Annotated in this window: 17 protein-coding genes; all 17 read right to left on the reverse strand. The window is 69.1% G+C overall.

Features of this window, described 5'->3' with window-relative positions:
• Window positions 1–2: 2 nt before the first annotated feature.
• A complete protein-coding gene (locus tag CAURIS_RS08275; protein ID WP_290341586.1) occupies window positions 3–734 on the reverse strand; it encodes an isoprenyl transferase in 732 nt (243 codons plus the stop codon).
• A 7-nt stretch (window positions 735–741) separates the two neighbouring features.
• The gene (gene recO / locus CAURIS_RS08280) at window positions 742–1,461 is read right to left on the reverse strand and encodes a DNA repair protein RecO (RefSeq protein WP_290341587.1); all 720 of its coding nucleotides are present in this window, start codon (window positions 1,459–1,461) and stop codon (window positions 742–744) included.
• 8 nt (window positions 1,462–1,469) lie between these two features.
• Entirely contained in the window at window positions 1,470–2,408 is a 939-nt protein-coding gene (era, locus tag CAURIS_RS08285; protein ID WP_290341588.1) for a GTPase Era, read from the reverse strand.
• A 10-nt stretch (window positions 2,409–2,418) separates the two neighbouring features.
• Window positions 2,419–4,314: an FAD/NAD(P)-binding protein gene (locus CAURIS_RS08290; RefSeq protein WP_290341590.1), complete on the reverse strand. Its 1,896-nt coding sequence runs from the start codon at window positions 4,312–4,314 to the stop codon at window positions 2,419–2,421.
• 12 nt (window positions 4,315–4,326) lie between these two features.
• A complete protein-coding gene (locus CAURIS_RS08295; protein WP_290341591.1) occupies window positions 4,327–5,262 on the reverse strand; it encodes an LLM class flavin-dependent oxidoreductase in 936 nt (311 codons plus the stop codon).
• A gap of 31 nt (window positions 5,263–5,293) precedes the next feature.
• Window positions 5,294–6,628 (reverse strand): NtaA/DmoA family FMN-dependent monooxygenase, encoded by a 1,335-nt coding sequence (locus tag CAURIS_RS08300; RefSeq protein WP_290341592.1) that lies wholly within the window; start codon window positions 6,626–6,628, stop codon window positions 5,294–5,296.
• Between the two features lie 62 nt (window positions 6,629–6,690).
• Window positions 6,691–8,313 carry an ABC transporter substrate-binding protein gene (locus CAURIS_RS08305; protein ID WP_290341593.1) on the reverse strand — a complete coding sequence of 541 codons (1,623 nt, stop codon included), beginning with the start codon at window positions 8,311–8,313 and terminating at the stop codon, window positions 6,691–6,693.
• The gene (locus tag CAURIS_RS08310; protein WP_290341594.1) at window positions 8,306–9,970 is read right to left on the reverse strand and encodes a dipeptide ABC transporter ATP-binding protein; all 1,665 of its coding nucleotides are present in this window, start codon (window positions 9,968–9,970) and stop codon (window positions 8,306–8,308) included. Before CAURIS_RS08310 ends, CAURIS_RS08305 begins: the two co-directional genes overlap by 8 nt.
• 16 nt (window positions 9,971–9,986) lie before the next feature.
• A complete protein-coding gene (locus CAURIS_RS08315; RefSeq protein WP_290341595.1) occupies window positions 9,987–10,817 on the reverse strand; it encodes an ABC transporter permease in 831 nt (276 codons plus the stop codon).
• 2 nt (window positions 10,818–10,819) lie between these two features.
• Entirely contained in the window at window positions 10,820–11,857 is a 1,038-nt protein-coding gene (locus CAURIS_RS08320) for an ABC transporter permease (protein ID WP_290341596.1), read from the reverse strand.
• Between the two features lie 163 nt (window positions 11,858–12,020).
• On the reverse strand, window positions 12,021–12,872 hold the full coding sequence (pdxY, locus tag CAURIS_RS08325) for a pyridoxal kinase PdxY (RefSeq protein WP_290341597.1): 852 nt from the start codon (window positions 12,870–12,872) through the stop codon (window positions 12,021–12,023).
• Window positions 12,873–12,956: 84 nt separating this feature from the next.
• Entirely contained in the window at window positions 12,957–14,276 is a 1,320-nt protein-coding gene (locus CAURIS_RS08330; protein ID WP_290341598.1) for a hemolysin family protein, read from the reverse strand.
• Window positions 14,277–14,843, reverse strand: coding sequence for an rRNA maturation RNase YbeY (gene ybeY, locus CAURIS_RS08335; protein ID WP_290341599.1), 567 nt, complete (start codon window positions 14,841–14,843; stop codon window positions 14,277–14,279).
• The gene (locus tag CAURIS_RS08340; RefSeq protein ID WP_290341600.1) at window positions 14,840–15,850 is read right to left on the reverse strand and encodes a PhoH family protein; all 1,011 of its coding nucleotides are present in this window, start codon (window positions 15,848–15,850) and stop codon (window positions 14,840–14,842) included. The genes ybeY and CAURIS_RS08340 overlap by 4 nt, the downstream gene beginning before the upstream one ends.
• Before the next feature lie 11 nt (window positions 15,851–15,861).
• A complete protein-coding gene (locus tag CAURIS_RS08345) occupies window positions 15,862–16,566 on the reverse strand; it encodes a 16S rRNA (uracil(1498)-N(3))-methyltransferase (RefSeq protein WP_290341601.1) in 705 nt (234 codons plus the stop codon).
• Window positions 16,563–17,705 (reverse strand): molecular chaperone DnaJ, encoded by a 1,143-nt coding sequence (dnaJ, locus tag CAURIS_RS08350; protein WP_290341602.1) that lies wholly within the window; start codon window positions 17,703–17,705, stop codon window positions 16,563–16,565. Before dnaJ ends, CAURIS_RS08345 begins: the two co-directional genes overlap by 4 nt.
• 29 nt (window positions 17,706–17,734) lie before the next feature.
• Window positions 17,735–18,748 (reverse strand): heat-inducible transcriptional repressor HrcA, encoded by a 1,014-nt coding sequence (gene hrcA, locus CAURIS_RS08355; RefSeq protein ID WP_290341603.1) that lies wholly within the window; start codon window positions 18,746–18,748, stop codon window positions 17,735–17,737.
• Between the last annotated feature and the right edge of the window lie 6 nt (window positions 18,749–18,754).

The following is an 18,754-nucleotide window of genomic DNA, read 5'->3' on the forward strand; positions in this document are numbered from 1 at the left end:
CGCTAGTTCTTCTCCACCGCTGCCCCGAAGCGGCGGTCGCGCTTGGCGTACTCCAACACCGCGTCATAAATGTCCTGCTTGGTCAGGTCCGGGAAGAGCTTGTCTTGGTAAACCATCTCGGCGTAGGCGGACTGCCAGAGGAGGAAGTTGGAGGTGCGCTGCTCGCCGCTGGGGCGCAGGAAAAGGTCGACGTCGGGCATGTCCGGGCGGTAGAACCACTGGGGCAGGCTCTCCTCGGTGATGTCGCGGGGGTCGAGGCGGCCGGCGCGCGCGGCCCGGACAATCTCGCGGACCCCGTCGACGATTTCGGCGCGGCCACCGTAGTTGACGCACATTGCCAGGGTCAGCCCGGTGTTGTTGCGGGTGAGCTCCTCTGCGGCCTCGAGCTCGCGGATGACGCTGCGCCACAGGCGGGGCCGGCGCCCGGCCCAGACGATGCGGACGTTCTTTTCGTGGAGCTCGTCGCGGCGGCGGCGCATGACGTCGCGGGAAAAGCCCATGAGGAAGCGGACCTCCTCGGCCTCGCGGCGCCAGTTTTCCGTGGAGAACCCGTAGGCGGAGAGCCACTCCACCCCACCCATCTCGATGCAGGCGTTGACGCAGTCCATGAGCACCCCCTCGCCCCGCTTGTGCCCCTCCGTGCGCTTCATGCCGCGTTCGGCGGCCCAGCGTCCGTTGCCGTCCATCACGAGGGCGATGTGGCGGGGGATGAACTCGGGGCTGAAGTCGATCATCGTCCTATTATGCCTGCTCCATGATCTTCAGGCTGCGCACCCCCGCCTCAAGGTGCCACTGCAGGTGGGCGGTGGTCGCGCGGTGGACCTTCTCGGCGTGCTCCGCGGTTGCGGGGCGGTCGTGCTGGATCAGCCACATGGTGTGCAGCACCTCGGGGTCGACGTTCATCGCCCCCGGCGGGCGGCAGGCGCCGCACACGGCCCCGCCGAGCTGGGGGCTGAAGGCGCTGTGAGGGCCGGGGGCGCCGCAGTTGGCGCAGTCGTAGAGCGACAGCCCCCAGCCGGCGTTGTCGGTCGCGCGGAGGATGAAGGCGTCGAGGGCGAGGGTGGGGTGGTCGGCGCCCTGGAGGGTGTGGAGGGCGGCGGCGGTGGCGTCGAAAAGCGAGGCGTCGGGCAGGTCGGCGTAGCTGAGCTTTTCGGCCGTCTCCAACACGGCGCAGGCGGCAGTGTAGCGCTCGAAGTCCTCGATGATCCCGGCGCCGTAGTAGCTCACCGTGTCCGCCTGGGTGATGGTGGCCAGGTTGGCGCCCGGGTAGAGCTGGACGTCGATGTCCACGAAGGGCTGGATGCGCGAGCCGAAGCGCGACTTGGTCTTGCGCACCCCCTTGGCCACGGAGCGCACGAGGCCGTGGCTGCGGGTGAGCAGGACGACGACGCGATCGGCCTCGCCGAAGTCATAGGTGCGCACGACAAAGGCGCGGTCGCGGTAGCTAGCTCTGCGGGCCACGGGCGCTCCTAGAAGCCCAGCCGCCCGAGGTGCTTCGGGTCCTGCTGCCAGTTCTTCAGCACCTTGATGCGCAGGTCGAGGTAGACGTTGTGGCCGACAAGCTCCATGATCTGGGCGCGGGCGCGGTGCACGATCCCGGCGAGGCGGCGCCCGCCGGGGCCCTCGATGATGCGCTTTTGGCCCGGGCGCTCGAGGTACATCACCGCGTAGATCATGGTGCGGTTGTCGCGCTCCGGGTCGGGGTGCATCTCGTCGATCTGGACGGCGACGGAGTGGGGCAGCTCGTCGCGCAGGCCGCGCAGCGCCTCCTCCCGGATGAGCTCGGCGATGCGCGTTTCGGTGTCCTCGTCGGTGATGTGGCCCTCGGGGTAGAAGCGGGGGCCGGGAGGGAGGTGGTCCGTCAGGACGTCGATAAGCACGTCCAGCTGGACGCGTTCGGTGGCGGAGACGGGGACGACCTCGCTGTCGGGGCCGAGCAGCGCGTGCAGCTCGAGGAGACGCTCGCCGACCTGGTCTTTCGTGGCCCTGTCCAGCTTGGTCACGATGCCCACGATCGGGGTGCCCGGCTTGGTCTCGCGGATCTGTTCGTAGATGTAGCGATCACCGGGGCCGATCTTCTCGTCGGCGGGAACGGTCAGGCCGATCAGGTCGACGTCCTGGAAGGTGTCCTTGACCACGTCGTTGAGCCGCTCGCCGAGCAGGGTGCGCGGGCGGTGGATGCCGGGGGTGTCGACCAGGACCAGCTGCGCGGCGTCGGTGTTCACGATGCCGCGGATCGGGTGCCGCGTCGTCTCCGGCTGGTCCGCCATGATGGCGATCTTCTCCCCCACCAGCGCGTTCGTCAGCGTGGACTTGCCCGTGTTGGGCCGCCCGACGAAGCTGACGAAGCCGCTGCGGAAGCCCTCGGGCGTCGCCGTGAATTCGCTCGGGCCGGGAAGGGTGCTCATGGCGGAGAGTCTACTTCCCCACCCCCGCTTTTCGGGCACCGCCGCTTTGCGACGCCCCCGCGAGCGCCCTCCGGAAGCCGAGGATCTCGCGGGCAACCGCGTCCGCCTTGCGGAAACCCAGCGCGTTGGAGCGCGGCCGCGCGAAAGGCGTTTCCGCCCCGCCGCCCACCACCAGCGGGCCGAGCAGGAAGCGGTGCGGGTCCACCTCGCCCGGCGCCTCCGGGATGGGGTGCCCGGCGGCGTCGACGGCGAAGGAGACCTCGTGGGGCTGGGTCACCGTGAGCTCGCCGCGGCGCAGCAGGCGCTGCAAAAGCGGGGCGGCGACGCGGCGGGGGGAGGCGTCGGCGAGGAAGGCGTCGATAAGCGTGCGGGCGATAACGGGCGGTGCGTCGACGCGCGGCGACGAAGCCGCAAAGCCCTCGGGGCCCGCGCTCACGCTCAGACGCGGGCCGAGGAAGCGCACCAGGCCCGCGCGGTGCAGGGCGAGCAGCTGTGCGACCCGCTGCGGCGGCGGGCCGCTGGCCACGTAGGAAAAGAGCCGGAACAGGTGGCGGCGCAGGCTCTCACGGTTGCGCGGGGAGTTGAACTCCCCGATCGCCTCGAGCTCGTAGGCGCGGACGTAGATCTGCAGGATCATCGACAGTACGGCGGCGTCCTCGGAGTTGGAGTCGTCGAACACGCGCTCCAGGCGGGTAGCGATCGTGTGCTCCACCGCCTCCTCGGCGCTGGCGCGGTCCGCGAAGTGGCGGTCCAGGGGGTCGACGAGGTCCGCGTAGTCCCACCGGTGCGCCGGGTCCGGGAAGGCGCGGGCGAGGTAATCGGCGGGAAGCTCCGGCGCGCCTCGGCCCCCGAGCTCTTCCGGCAGCAGCGTGTTCAGCTGCTGCTCGTGGACTTCCCAGGACACCGCGACGCGCTCCGGGTGGGCCTGGAACAGGTGCCGGTCGAAGGCGTAGCGCAGGTTCCACTCGATGAGCGGCACGACGTCCGCGTGGTAGTCCAGCGGCCTGTCCCCGCGCACGGCGTTGAGCGAGGCGGCGTCGAGGTGGCGGGCCCGGGGGAGCTCCCCCTCGTAGGTATAGGTCAGCTTGGGCAGATGGGTGGTGCCGCGCCCGGAGCCGACCCAGAGGATCGGCTCGCGCCCGCTGGGCTCGTAGGCGAACCCGCCGGGGGCGTCGGGGTCCGCCACGTAGCGGCCGCCCCGCCCCTCTGCGAGCAGCACCATCGCGTCGATGAAGGCCAGGCCGAACCCCCGCACGATGGCGGACTCGCCCGGCGCGACCACGCTGAGGTCAATGTCCGCGGTGAAGCCGGGCGCGACGTAGGTCAGGCCGTGCTCCCGGGCCTGGGCCGCGAGCGAGCGCGGCCCCTCCTCCGGCTCGATGTCGACGTGGCCGAGGCAGAGCACGAGGAAGTCGATGTCGGTGATGCGGGTGCCGTCGGAAAGCTCGACCGCCTGCTCGGCGCCGGCGCCTGAGGCGTCGACCGCCTCGGCGCGGTGCACGCTCACCCGCGACCCGGCGCGGGCGAGCTCGCGCTCGGCGCGGTGGAAGGCTTCCTCCAGGTAGGCGGACATGACGCGGCGGCTGGCGAAGACCTTGCCGTTGGCCTTTGTGTCTTCGGCGGCGCCCGCCTGCGTGACAAACTCCTCCAGGCTCGGCCCGGGCACGACAGGGCCCTCCATCTCCACCGTCTCGTCGGCGTAGATGGTCACGTCCTGCGCCTCGGAGTTCATCCACAGAAGGGGCGACTGGTCGCGGCGCCAGATGCGCCCGCCGCCGGGGGGATACGGGTCAATGACGTGGATGTCCAGCTCGGGCGCGCCCTCGCCCAGCGCCGTGGCGTTTGCGGCCAGGCGCAGCAGGATCCCCGTCGTGCGCGGCCCGCCGCCGACGAAGACGACTCTCATCGCGTCCCCCATCTACGCCAGCCCCAGGCGCGCGCGCAGGGACCGCGAGCCCGCGTGGTGGCCGAAGCGCCCGTTGCTGTCGCGCACGAGCGCGGCCAGGGCCTTCACGGCGGCGGCGTCGTTGTCGGCAATCTCCACGTGCAGGCCGCGGAGGGCGCTCTCGCGGGCGCGGGTGAGCTGCTCGTCGAGCCAGCCACCCACGTCCGCGGCGCCGGCGGGTACTTCCACCACCGGTAGAGCGCTCCCCTCCCCCGCCCGCTCGACGGCGTCGGGGCCGGAGAGCAGAACCACGTCGGCGAGCCTTTCGGCGTCCTCGCTCGCGGCGGTGCCCGTCGCCCGGACAAAGACCGGCAGGGTCCCCTGCGGCGGCTGCGGGGTGATCGAGGGGCCCTTGATGGTGTACTCCTCGCCCACGCTGTCCGTGAGGGTGGCGTCGACGTAGTGCACGCGGTCGAGGTCGAGGAAGCGGCCGGTGCGGGCGTCGCGGATCTCCGCGTCGGCGTCCCAGGAGGTCCAGATTCGGCGCACGACGTCGATGACCTGCGTCGTCTCCGCCCAGGCCGCCTCCGGCGCGGCGGCGGGGCGCCTGCCTGTCGCGGCGGCGTCCGTATCACTGACCGAGGGCGCGGCCAGCCACCCGGCGCGGGCCCGGGCGACGTAGTCGAGCGAGGCCGTCGCCGTGGCCAGGTGGAAGGGCTCGGTGTGCGTCGTGGAAATCTCCGGCACGATGCCAATCTGCCGGGTGCGCGCGCCGAGGTAGGCGGCCAGGGTGGAGGCGTCGACGGGCACCTCGGGCGCGGCGTTGACGTAGGTATCGGCGAGTGTGACCAGGTCGATCCCGGAGGCGTCGAGAAGCCGCACGAGCTTGTCGACGTCCACAGGGGCGCCGACGGAAAGCCCCACGGAAATGATGAAGTCGGACGGACGGGCGGTGGTGGGTAGCGTCATGGTGTTCTCCTTTCTGTGTGGTGCCCGGCGTTTAGGCGTTGTCCCGCGCGGCGGCCCAGTCCGCGGCCGGGCGGGCGGCGGGCAGACCCAGGTTGTCGCGCAGCGTGGCGCCCTCGTAGCGCTCGGGGTAGGCGCCGCGCTCCTGCAGCTCGGGCACGACGCGGTCGACGAACTCGTCCAGGCCGCCCGGGGTGATCGGCGGGACGAGGATGTAGCCGTCGGCGGCGAAGTTCTGCACGCGGTGGATGAGGTCCTCGGCGATCTCGGCAGGCGTGCCCACCAGCGCCGCCCGCCGGGTCACGCGCACCACGAGGTCGCGGATGCTCAGGTTCTCGGCCTGGGCGAGCTCGCGCCACGCCGCCACCGTCTTTAGGGCGTCCTTGTTGTAGCGCACCTCGCGCCCCTGGGAGGCCGGGTTATCGGGGTCCTCCACCACCGGGTCGACGTCCGGCAGCGGGCCGTCCGGGTCGTAGCTGCTGAGGTCGCGGTTCCACACCCTTTCCACGAAAGCGATGGCCCCGGCCCCGCTGACCTGCTGGTACTCGATGTCCAGGCGGTGCTCCTGCGCCTCTTCGGGGGTGTCGCCGATGAAGTAGGAGATACCCGGGAAGATCTTCAGCGAATCGTCGCTGCGGCCGAAACGGCGCAGCCGCTCGTGCAGGTCCGCGTAGAACTCCTTCCCCGATTCCAGGCCGTTGTGTAGGGTGAACACAACCTCAGCGGAGCCGGCCGCGAAATCGCGCCCCGCCGGCGAGTCGCCCGCCTGAAACACCACCGGGTGTCCCTGGACCGGCGCCGGGACCCCGCCGGGGGAGGTGAAATCGAAGAAGTCGCTCGCGTGCGTCACCGCGCCGCGCGGGCCTGCATCCCACAGCTCGCGGGCCGAGGCGATGAAGTCCACGGCGCGCCGGTAGCGGTCAGGGTAGGCAAGGAACCCGCCGCGGCGGAAATTCGCGCCGGTAAAGGAATCGGGGGTGGTCACGGCGTTCCAGGCGGCGCGCCCGCCGGAAAGCACGTCTACGCTAGCGAGCTGGCGGGCCAGCTCGTAGGGCTCGTTGAAGGTGGTGCTCAGTGTGCCAACCAGCCCGATGTGCCTGGTCACCGCCGATAGCGCGGCGAGCGCCGTCACCGTGTTCGGGCGCCCGGCGACATCGAGGACGTCGACCTGGCCCTTGTCCTCGCGCAGGCGCAGGCCTTCCGCGAGGAAGAAGAAGTCGAACAGCCCACGCTCCGCGGTTTGGGCGAAGCGGCGGAAGGAATCGAACTCGATGTGGCTGCCGGAATCGGGGTGCGCCCACACCGTCGTGTTGTTCACTCCCGGGAAGTGGGCCGCGAGGTGGACCTTGCGGGTGGTGTCGGTGGTCATTGGTTTTTCTCTCCTTTGGGTTGTGTGTCGTCTGCGGGTGCGGTTCAGGCTCAGTCCCAGGCTCAGTCCTGTCTGCTGCTGTCCCAGCCGGCGTTGAGCAGGACGTCGAGGCGCGAGTCGGCAGCCATGGTCACGCCGTAGGAGTCATCGCGGACGCCGAACGTGGAGGTGAGCTCGAAGATCGGGATGACCCAGCCGTCGCGCACGAGGTCCTGCTGCAGCTCGTGCAGAACTTTGGCGCGCTCGGTGGGGTCAGTGATCCGCCCCTGCAATATGAGCTTTTCCTGCAGCTCCGGCACCGGGACCGGGTAGTTGCCCTTCGAACCTGTCTCACCGAAGAAAACACGCAGGACCCCGCCGTCCATGTAGGAGTAGTTCACCAGCGACAGGTCAAAGTTGTTCGAGGAAATGATCGCCATGAACTCGGCGGAGCCGCCCGAGCTCAACTCCGCGCCGATGCCCACCTCGGCGAGCTGCTGCTGCAGAAGGGTCACCACGGCGCGCGTGGGCGGGAAGATCGGCGGGTACGCGATGCGCAGCACGAGGCGCGTGCCGTCCTTTTCGCGGATCCCGTCGGGCCCGGGCAGCCACCCGGCGTCGTCGAGAAGCTTCTTGGCCTCGTCAAGGTCGTGGTCCGGGAGGGTATCTGTGACATCGTAGTAGTTCGGCGTTGTCGCAGATAGCGGGCTAGTGGCCGCGTTGAAGCGCGGACTCAACGATCCCTCGATGATCTCCGGGCGGTCCACGGTGTGGGCCACGGCGAGGCGCACCGCGCGGTCCTGCAGAAGCTCGCTCTGGTCGTTGGGGTAAACGCCGTAGGCCACGCCGGGGTTCGTACGGGATACGAGGTAGTGGCCCTCTTGCTCGACCACCGCTTCGTCGTGCGGCACCACCGAGGCGGCGTTGAACTCGCCGCTGACGATCCCGCCGACGCGGTTGCCCGCCTCCGGGACAACGGCGAACACCAACCGCTGCGCACGGTGCTCGGGGACCTGTGCCCGTTTCAGGTGCTCCGGCGCCCAGTTGTAGCCCTCCCGGCGGCTCATGATCACGTGGGAGTCCTTTTTGTGCTCCTCGAGCACGTAGGCACCAGAGCCGTAAACACCCTCACCGGTCGCACGCTGCTCGAAGGGGATTTTCAGCGTCTCGGGCGAGACCAGGCCCATCGTCACACCCGAGACGAACGGGAGGAAACCGACCTGGGGTTCCTGGAAACGCACGACCGCGGTGTACTCGTCGACGACGTCAGTCCCGGCGTAGTTTCCCATCTCCGCCACGGCGTTCGCGGCCGGGCCCGCGGCCTTGATGTCGTCGAAGTTGGCCTTGACCACCTCGGCGTTAAGCGGCTCGCCGTCCGAGAAGGTCACGTCCGTGCGCAGGTGGAAGGTGTACGCCGTGGCGTCCTCATTGACCTCGAAGGATTCCGCCAGCCACGGTTCGATTTCACCCGTTTCCGGGTTGGTGTAAACGAGCGAATCGTACATCTGGCGGGTGAGGTTCCACATGTCGTTTCCCGCCCCGCGGCCGCCGGGGCTGAGGCTCACCGGGTCGTGGCCCAGCGCGATGACGAACGGCGCGTCGCGTTCCGTCGAACCGGCGTTGCCGCCGCAGGCGGTCAGGCCGGTCGCCGCGAGGGCCCCAACAATGAGCAGGGCGATGGTCTTCAGCAGGGATGGGTTACGCACCGATCTTCACCTCCACGTTCTGGCGGCCGAGCGAGGGCGTGGCACTCAGCAAAGTCTGGGTCACCTCGTGCCGGGGACGGGTGAACAGCTCCGTTGTCTCGTTTTCCTCCACGATCCGGCCGCGGTCGATCACGCCGACCGTGTGGGCGATGTCGCGCACCACCGCCAGGTCGTGGGAGATGAACAACATGGCCACCCCGGTTTCGCCCTGGAGGTCGATCAAGAGGTCGAGGACGGTCGCCTGGACGGACACGTCGAGGGCGCTGACCGGCTCGTCGGCGATGATGACCGTCGGCTCGACGACGAGCGCGCGGGCGATGGCGACACGCTGGAGCTGCCCGCCGCTGAGCTCGGTGACGCGCGCCGCCGCCGCCCGCTGAGGCAGGCGCACCTGCTCGAGCGCACGGAGGACCTTCTCGCGGCGTTGCTTTTTCGTGCCTATGCCCTGGGCCCGCAGCGGGTCCGCGATCGCGTCGGCGATGGTGAGCTTCGGGTTAAAGCTGCCGTAGGGGTTTTGCTGCACGTACTGGAGCTGCCTGCGCTTTTCCCGCAGCCCCTTGCCGCGCAGCTGCGTGATGTCCTCCCCGCCCAGAAGGACTTTGCCCTCGGTGGGCTCCTCGAGGCGCAGCGCGATGCGCCCGAGCGTGGTCTTGCCCGACCCGCTCTCGCCGATCAGCCCGTAGGTCTCGCCCTGCGGGATGGACAGCGAAATGCCCTTCACCACCGGGGCGGAGTTCGCTCCGAAGGCCTTGACAATGCCGTCGAGCTCCAGTGCTGCAGGTTTCTGCCCGAGGTCGCTGCGCTCCGCGCGCGCCCCGGCGCGGCGGGCGCCGCTGGTACCCACGACGCTGGCGAGCAGGGTCTTTGTGTAGGGGTGCTGCGGGTTGGAGACGATCTCGCTGGTCGGGCCGTGCTCGACGAGGCGCCCTTCCGACATGACCAGGATCCGCTGGGCCCGCTCTGCGGCGACGCCGAGGTCGTGGGTAATCATCAGAGTGGCCAGCTGGTTGTCGCGGGCGAGCTGTTCCATCGTGTCCAGCACGCGCTTTTGCACGGTGACGTCGAGGGCGCTGGTCGGCTCGTCCGCCACCAGCACGCGCGGGCCGGCGGCGATGCCGATGGCGAAGAGCACGCGCTGGCGCTGCCCGCCGGACAGTTCGTGCGGGTAGGCGTCAGCCGCGCCCGCGGGATCCTGGATACCGACCGCGTGGAGTAGCTCGGTGACCCTCTCCGTGAGGTTCCGGCCGCCGCGGCCACCGGCTCCTTCGTGCAGGGTGATGGCCTCCGCGACCTGGTCGCCGACGCGGTGGGAGGGGTTGAGGGACACGCCCGGGTCCTGGGGCACGTAGCCGATGTGGCGGCCGCGGACGCCGCGCAGGTCCTTTTCGTCCATCTCGGCGATGTCCACCGGTTCGCCGTCGCGCGCGATGGTGATGGAGCCGACCTTCTCCGCACGGGTGCGGCCGCCGCGGGCGTCGAGAAGCCCAACGAGCGCACGCGCGAGAGTGGACTTGCCGGATCCCGACTCCCCCACCAGCGCGACGGTCTCGCCCGCGTGGAGCTCGAACGAGACGTCGTTGACGGCGTGGACCGCGCCCTTGCGGTTGACGTAGGCGATGGATAGCCCGCTGACCTGCAGCAAAGGTGTAGTGCTCATGTCTTTCACATTCCTTCTAGGGGGTGCGCAGCAACTGCGAAATCCGGTTGATGGCAATGACTGTGATGGCAATGATGAGGCCCGGGATCGTGGAGATCCACGGGTAGCCCGCGAGGAAGTCCCGGCCCTCCGCGACCAACGCTCCCCACTCCGGCGCGGGCGGCGGAGTGCCGTAGCCGAGGAAGCTGAACGTGCTGATCATGAGGATCGCCGTGCCGCACTCCAGGACCGCCAGGGCGAAGACCGGGCCGACGGCGTTGGGCACGACGTGGCGCACCACGATGTCGATCTCGCTGTTGCCCGCCGCGCGCGCCGCCTCGATGTAGGCGCGGTTGCGAATGCTCTTAACCTCAGCGCGCGTCACTCGCGCAATCGGCGCGATGCAGCCGATGCCGATGGCGAGCGCAACGTTCGCCGTGCCGAAGCCGACGGCGACGATGACGGTCAGCGACAGCAGCAGCGAGGGAATGGACAGGATCACGTCAATGACCCGCATGAATACCGAGTCCGTCTTCCCGCCGACGTATCCGGCCACCGCGCCGATGGCGACACCCACGACGAGGGCGAGCAGCAGGGCCAGCCCGACGGACTGCAGTGTCAGCTGCGTGCCGTGCACCACGCGGGAGTAGACGTCGCGGCCGACCTGATCGGTGCCGAACCAGTGCTGCGCGCTCGGCGGCTGGAGCCGCTCGAACACGTCACCTTCCAGCGGGTGCGAGGTGGCAAAGACCCCGGGCACGATCGCCCACACCAGGATGAGGGCCACCCAGATCAGGGCCAGCACGGCCGTGGGTTCGAACTCGATTCGCTTGCCGACGCCCTTCTTTGGCGCCACCGAGGTAGACATGTCTATTCCCCTTCCTGTCGGGTCCGAACGGAGCGCGCCGTGCGCTGCCGCGGGTCAATGAGCGGGTACGCCAGGTCCACCAACGCGTTGATGACCGAGTACGCGAGCGAGACCACGAGGACCGCGCCGAGCACCACGGGGATGTCCTGGTTGGTCACGGCCGTGACGATGAGCCGGCCGAAGCCCGCGCGGGAGAAGACGGTTTCCGTCACCACCGCGCCGGTGACGAGGTTGCCCAGCAGCAGGCCGGCCATGGTCAGCACCGGGCCCGCGGCGTTGCGCGTGGCGTGGAGGAAGAGGATGCGGCCTCGGCCCGCCCCCTTCGCCCGGGCGGTGGTGGTGTAGGGCGAGGCCAGCTCCTCGTCGAGGCTAAGCGTGAACACCTGGGCGATCATCGCGCCCGTGGACACGGCCAACGGCAGCGCCGGGAGGATGAGGGACCTGAAGTTGCCGTCGGAAAACGCGGGCAGAATCTGCAGCTCGAACGCGAAGATTTGGATGAAGACGAGCCCGAGCCAGAAGGACGGAATGGAGTACGCCAGTGAGGGCAGCGCCAACAGCGGCTGGCGGATCCACGGCACGCGCCAGTAGCTCGCGGCGAAGGCCAGGGCGACGCCGCCGATGAGGGAAAACACCACCGCCACCGCGGCGAGGCGCAGCGTGGGGACGATGGCCTCGCCGATGATGGTGGTCACCTCCTGCCCCATCTGGTAGGAAACTCCCAGATCACCGGTGAGAAGGCCCCCCAGTGCGACGAAGTACTGGACGATAAGGGGGCGGTCCAGGCCGCGCTCGGCGGCGAACGCGTCGATCTCTTCCTGGGGCAAGGTCGCGGCGTCCGGCCCGAGGATAAGCAGCACGGGATCGCCGGGCAGAGCATTGAGAAGGAAGAACGCCGCCGTGTACGCGGCCCAGACGACGAAGATCGCCTGCACGATCCGGCTGACGATACGCCGGCCGGGCGAATTCTTAGTGGTGCGCGCGGACCCGGCGCTCTGCGCCTGCCGGGCCGCGTCGTTGCCTAACTCCAGCGTTGTCATCTTCTACCTCGTGTACGTGTCATGGTTCCACGAGATAGTAGACAGATCGGTTTTATCTTGGCTAAGCTTTTATGCGCCGTGAATTAATGCCATCCACGCTGGTTGTGGCGCATAAAGCAGTAATGTATAGACCATGCGGTCCGCTTACAGCCTGTCGGCTGCGCTACAGCTGTTCCGCGGTGAACTCCAGCGCAGGCTGAGCGAAGTGCTCCTGCGCCTCCACGACGAGGAGCTCGCGCGAGTCAGCCCGGAAGGTCTCCTGCAGCAGACCGAACACGGAGGACGCGGTGTGCTCCAGCGCCTCCTTGGCGTCACCCGAGCGCAGGTAGTGGCCGGTAAAGAGGGCGGCAGCGACGTCGCCGGAGCCGTTGCACTTAATCGGCAGGCGGGGGGTCTGCACGATCCAGGCACCCTTCTCATCCGAGACGATCATCTCGATGCTCTGCTCCGCGTCCGCCTCCGGGCGCTCCACCGAGGTCACCAACACCGTCTTCGGGCCGATCTCCTTCGCGGCCTCCACGGCGGCGAGCGTCGAGGCCAGGTCTGTAGCCTCGCGGCCGGTGAGGTAGCCGAGCTCGAACTGGTTCGGGGTGATGATGTCCGCCGCAGGCACCACCTTGTCGCGCAGCAGGGGCGGGATGTTGTCGGACACGTAGCACTGGGACTTCGCGTTACCCATCACCGGGTCGCAGGCGTAGACCGCGTTGGGGTTCTTCGCCTTCACGCGGGAGACCGTCTCCACGATGACCTCTCCGATGTCGTCGCCGCCCTGGTAGCCGGACAGGACCGCGTCGACCCGGCCGAGGACGCCGAGCTCATCCATGCCGTCGATGATCGCGGCAACCTCGGAGGCCGGAATGAGCGGGCCCTGCCAGCGCCCGTAGCCGGTGTGGTTGGAGAAGTTCACGGTGTACACGGGCCACACCTCGTGCCCGATGCGCTGAAGGGGAAAGACTGCAGCTGAGTTGCCGACGTGACCGTACGCCACCGCCGATTGGATTGAGAGAATGTTCATAGCTACCTATTGTGCCCGCCCACCCCACACAGCCCAACCGTCGGGGGCGGGCTGTAAAGGAGAAAAACCGATTCCCCCGCTCCCCTACTGCTCCGCCTGGTACTCGTCGACGACCTCGGGGAGCTCGACAAGGACCGTGCGCACCTTCACGCGCCCGCGGCGGTCGCGCCCGCCCTCGGCTGTGAAGCGCAGGTCCGACAGCCACACCGTGGACCCGGGCAGCGGCACGCGGCCGAGCTCGAAGGAGAGCAGGCCGGCGACGGTGTCGACGGAGTCGGTGACCTCCTCGTCGAACTCAAGCTCGTAGCCGATGTCGTCGGAGAGATAGTCCACCAAGTCATCGAGCGGCAGGCGGGCCTGGGCGCGGTAGAGGCGCGGGCCCACGGCCTCGATGGGGGCCTCCTCGTCCTCGTCGTACTCGTCGGTGATCTCGCCGACGATCTCCTCGAGCAGGTCTTCCATGGTGAGCAGGCCCGCCACCGCCCCGTATTCATCGATCAGCACCGCGATGTGGGTGTTGATCCGCTGCATCTCCTGCAGCAGCACGTCGAGGGGCTTCGAATCGGGGATGAACAGCGGCTCGCGCATGACCGTGGAGATCTGCGCGCTGGGGTCGATGGGGTCGCCATTTTCGGCGAACATGTCCTTCAGGTAGGCCACGCCGATGATCTCGTCGACGTTTTCGCCGATGACGGGCACACGCGAGTGGCCGGAGCGCACCATGAGGCGCACCGTCTGCCGCACCGTCTTTTCCCCCTCGATCCAGATCATCTCCGGGCGCGGGACCATCACCTGCCGGGCATAGGTTTCCGCCAGGTCGAAGATGTTCTGGATCATGCGGTGCTCGGTGGTCTCCACCACGCCCTGTTCCTGGGCGATGTCGACCATCTCGCGCAGCTCCACCTCGGTGCTATACGGCCCGTCGCGGAAGTCGCGGCCCGGGTGGAAGATGTTGCCCACCCGGATCAGCAGCCGCGCCACGGGGCCGAAAACCCGGTTGAACACCACGAGCCACTGCGCGGAGCGCAGCGAAATCATGTAGGGGTTGCGCCGCCCCGCCGTGCGGGCGAAGACGCCGATAATGCTGAACTGCGCCAGGGTGACCGCGAGGATCGCCGTCGTGATCGCCCACGCGTCCGAGGAGATCACGTCCATGCACAGCATCGCGGCGAAGACCGCGGCGGTGACGTCGAGCACGGTGGCGAACATGACCAGCATGTTGATGTGGCTCGCGCGGTGCTCAAGAACGCGCAGCAGCGCCTTCGCGCCGGGGACGTCGTCCTTGTGCATCGTCTCCACGCGCACGCGCGAGATCGGCGTCAGCGCCGCCTCGATCGAGCCGAGCAGGCCTGACAGCAGCAGCGCGACAACCGCCACGATGCCGTAGGCGATGGTGACCTCCACTTAGCGCTGCTCCCTCATCTTCCTGTCCAGTTCCTCGCGGTCGGCGGCGGAGGGGAAGGCGTGGGTGCCCGCGGGCTTCGGCTGGTACTCCACGCCGCGGGCCGCGAGGTCGTCGTACCACTCGGCGAGGATCTCGTTTTGCAGGGCGAACATCTCGCGCTCGTCGTCGGGAGCGATGTGGTCGTAGCCCAGCAGGTGCAGCACGCCGTGGACCGTCAGCAGTGCGAGCTCGTGGCCTAGGTCGTGCCCCGCCATCTCCGCCTGCTTGCGGTCGAAGGCCGGGCAGAGCACGATATCGCCGAGCAGAGCGACGCCCGGAGAGGTCGCGTCGGGGCGCCCGCTGCCGGGGGTGAGCTCGTCCATGGGGAAGCTCATCACGTCGGTCGGGCCCTCCAGGTCCATCCAGCGCACGTGGAGGTCGGCCATGGTCGGCTCGTCGACGAGCGTGATGGTGGCCTCGGTGTCGGGGTGGACGTCCATGGCTGTCAGGGCGAAAGAACAGACGTCGACAAGCATTTGCTCGTTAACGTCGGACTCGCCGGACTCGTTCAAAACCTCGATGCTCATTCGTACACGCCCTCCTCGCGCTGCGACTGCTTTCTTTCGTAGCGCGCCGCGTTCTGCGCGTCGTGCTTGTCGTAGGCCGCGACGATCGCGGAGATCAGGTGGTGGCGCACGACGTCCTCGGCGCGCAGCTCCTCAAAGTGGATGCCCTCGATGGCGCCGAGGATACGCCGCGCCACGCGCAGGCCTGAAACCGTGCCGCTGGGCAGGTCGACCTGGGAGATGTCACCGGTGACCACCATCTTTGAGCCGAAGCCGAGGCGGGTAAGGAACATCTTCATCTGGCTGCCGGTGGTGTTTTGCGCCTCGTCGAGGATGACGAAGGCATCGTTGAGCGTGCGCCCGCGCATGTAGGCGAGCGGGGCGACCTCGATAATCCCGGCGTCCATGAGCTTGGGGATCATCTCGGGGTCCAGCATGTCCCGCAGGGCGTCGTACAGCGGGCGCAGGTACGGGTCAATCTTGTCGTTCAGGGTGCCGGGCAGAAAGCCCAGCTTCTCCCCCGCCTCGACGGCGGGGCGGGTGAGGATGATGCGCTTGACCTCTTTGGCCTGCAGCGCCTGCACCGCCTTCGCCACGGCGAGGTAGGTTTTGCCCGAGCCCGCGGGCCCGATGCCGAAGGTGATCGTGTTCTCGTCAATCGCGTCCACGTAGCGGCGCTGCCCCGCCGTCTTCGGGCGGATCACCTTGCCGCGGCGGGCCACGATCTCCGCTCCGAGCATCTCGGCCACCGACTCCGGCGCCTCCGTCTCCATGATCCGGGTGGCATGGACGACGGTGTCCGGGCTGATCGGCACCCCGCGCCGCGCCATCGATTCGAGCTCCTCGAGCGCGCGCGTGGCGTGGGCGACATCGGCGGCGGCGCCCCTGATGGTCACCCGCGAACCGCGCGCGTGCAGGCTCGCGCCGAGCTGCTGGTTGAGCACGCGCAGGTTGCCGTCGTTAATGCCCAGGACCGATTGAGCGTACGCGGAGTCGAGGTCGACCCTGCGCGTCAGCAGTTCTTCCATGGCCCCTCACATTACCAGCGGGCTGTGAGCACACCGATGGCGCTCAGCGCCGCGAGAGCCGCCGTCGCCGTGCGCAGCACTTCCGGGCCCAGCTTGACTGCTGTGCCGCCGATGAGTTCGAGCTCCTCGGCGCCGATCCCGCCCTCCGGGCCGACCACCAGGGCGACCTCCGGACCGAAGACGACCTCGCGCAGGGCGGTCGCGGCCGATTCGTGCAGCACCAGCACCTGCTTGCCCCCGAGCACGCCGGCCAGCTGGTTGGTGGTCACCGGGGAGCTGACCTCGGGCACCCACGCCCGGCGCGACTGCTTCGCCGCCGCCTGCGCCGCCGAGCGCCACTTTTCCACCTGCTTGTCCTGCTTGGTGGCCGGCCAGCGCGCCACAGTGCGGTGCGAGATCCACGGCACGATCGCGTCGGCGCCGCCCTGCACGGCGAGGTCGACGGCGAGCTCGGCGCGCTCGCCCTTCGGGATCGCCTGCACCACGGTCACGCGCGGGCGCGGCGGCGCCACCCGGTCCACGGCGAGGACCTCGCCGCGCAGCTCGTCCTTGCCGGAAACCGAGGTGACCTCCACGGTGGCGGCGGTGCCACGGCCGTCGGTAAGCACGACGCGCTCGCCCGGCTGCACGCGCTTGACGGTGACGGCGTGGCGTCCCTCCGCCCCGCCGAGGCGGCCGGAGGCAGGATCGGGGGCAAGGAAGTACGGCAGGCTCATCGGCGGAAGCGGTCGCGCACGCGGGAGAAGAAGGAATCCTCGCCGGAGCCGCGGGCCGCCGAGTCCGTGGCGACGGCCGGGCTGGCGTCGTGGCCGTCGCGCAGCGCCTCGAGCTGCTCGCGCTGGTCGCTGCTGAGCTCGGTGGGCACGGCGACGCGCACGTGGGCGATCATGTCGCCCGCGCCCTGGGCGCGCAGGCGCGGCATACCCTCGCCGCTGAGGACGAGGCGCTCCTCCGGCTGGGTGCCGGCCGGGATCTCCACCGTGGTCTGCTCGCCGGCCAGGTTGTCCACGCTCAGGGAGGTGCCCAGGGCGGCGTCGTACATCGGGACGGTGACGCGCAGGTGGAGGTCGTCGCCCTCGCGGACGAAGACGGGGTGCGGGGTTGTTTGCACCTCCACGTAGAGGTCGCCTGCGGGCCCGCCGCCGTGGCCCACCTCGCCCTGGCCCGCCATGCGGATGCGCATGCCGGAGGCGATACCCGCCGGGATGTTGACCGTCAGGTCGCGGGCGGCGCGCACCCGGCCGTCGCCGGCGCACTGCTTGCAGGGGTCCGGGATGATTTCGCCGAAGCCGCGGCACTTCGGGCAGTCCCGCGTGGTCATGACGTTGCCCAGGAAGGACTGCTGAACCTCCTGCACCGTGCCCGTGCCCTGGCAGTGGTCGCAGGTGACGGGGGCGGACTTCGACTCCGAGCCGGAGCCCTGGCAGTTTTCGCACAGAACCGCGGTATCCACGGTGACCTCTTTTTTCGCCCCGGAGAAGGCCTCCTCGAGGGTGATGGCGGTGCGCAGCAAAGCGTCGTTGCCCGGCTGCACGCGCGATCGCGGCTCGCGCCCGGCGCCGGCCGCACCGCCGAAGAAGGCCTCGAAAATGTCGCCGAAACCGCCGAAACCGCCCTGGGCCCCGGCCCCTGCGCCCTGTTCCATGGGGTCCCCGCCGCGGTCGACAATCCGGCGCTTGGAGGGATCGAGGAGCACCTCCTGGGCAAGCGAGATCTCGGCGAACTTCTCGGCGGCCTCCTCCGACGGGTTCACGTCCGGGTGGTACTTGCGGGCGAGCTTGCGGTAGGCCTTCTTGATCTCCTGCTCGGTTGCCTCGCGGTCGACGCCGAGAATGCCGTAGTAGTCACGAGCCACTGTTGTGTCCAGATCCTTTCGATGAAAAACTATTCGCCCCGCAGAACGCGGCTGATGTAGCGCGCGACGGTGGCAACTTTCTGAATCGTACCGGGGTAGTCCATGTGGGTCGGGCCGACCACTCCCAGCCCGCCGAGCGCCTCGCCGTCGGAACCGTACGCTGTAGTAACAATCGCGGCCCGGGAAAATTCCTCGTCCTCGTTCTCCCGGCCGATGCGCACCGAGACCCGCTCGAGCTCCTGGGCGCTGGCGAGCAGCTTGAGCACGACGACCTGCTCCTCCAGCGCGCTGATCACCCCCTGGAGGTCTCCCGAGACCTGGGTGAGGTTGGACGCGCCCGCGATGAGCAGCCGATCCGAGGGCGTATCCACCAGCGTGTCAATGAGCACCGCGGTCGCCCGCTCCACTGCCTCGGAGATCTCCGGCGGCGCCGTCGAAGCCAAGGTGGACAGCGAGGAGGCGGCGTCCGCCATCGTCTCGCCCACGAGCACCCCGTTGAGCGTGTCGCGCAACCGGTGCACCTCGCCCTCGCTCACGGCAGCGCCCAGCTCGACGTTGCGCTGGTCCACGCGGCCCGAATCCGAGATGAGCACGAGCAGGAGCCGGGTCGGCGTCAGCGCCACCACCTCGCAGTGCTTCACGCGCGTGACGTCCAGGGTGGGCAACTGCACCACCGCGGCCTGGTTGGTCACCCGCGCCAAAAGCTGCACCGAGCGGCGCAGGACGTCCTCGAGGTTGACCCCGTTTTCCAGAAAGTCGAGTATGGCGTGGCGTTCGGGGGTGGACAGGGGTTTGACGTCGTGAAGCGCGTCGACGAACGCGCGGTAGCCCTTCTCCGTGGGCACGCGCCCCGAGCTCGAGTGCGGCTGCGCGATAAGCCCCTGCCGCTCCAGCACCGCCATGTCGTTGCGGATCGTGGCCGGGCTGACCGGGATGCTGTGGCGCTCCACGAGGGATTTGGAGCCGACGGGTTCCTGCAGCGCAATGTAGTCCGCGACAATGGCGCGCAGGACCGCCTGCCTGCGATCGTCCGCACCGCCCATCTGGCA

The sequence above is a fragment of the Corynebacterium auris genome, from assembly GCF_030408575.1.
GTDB lineage: Bacteria > Actinomycetota > Actinomycetes > Mycobacteriales > Mycobacteriaceae > Corynebacterium > Corynebacterium auris.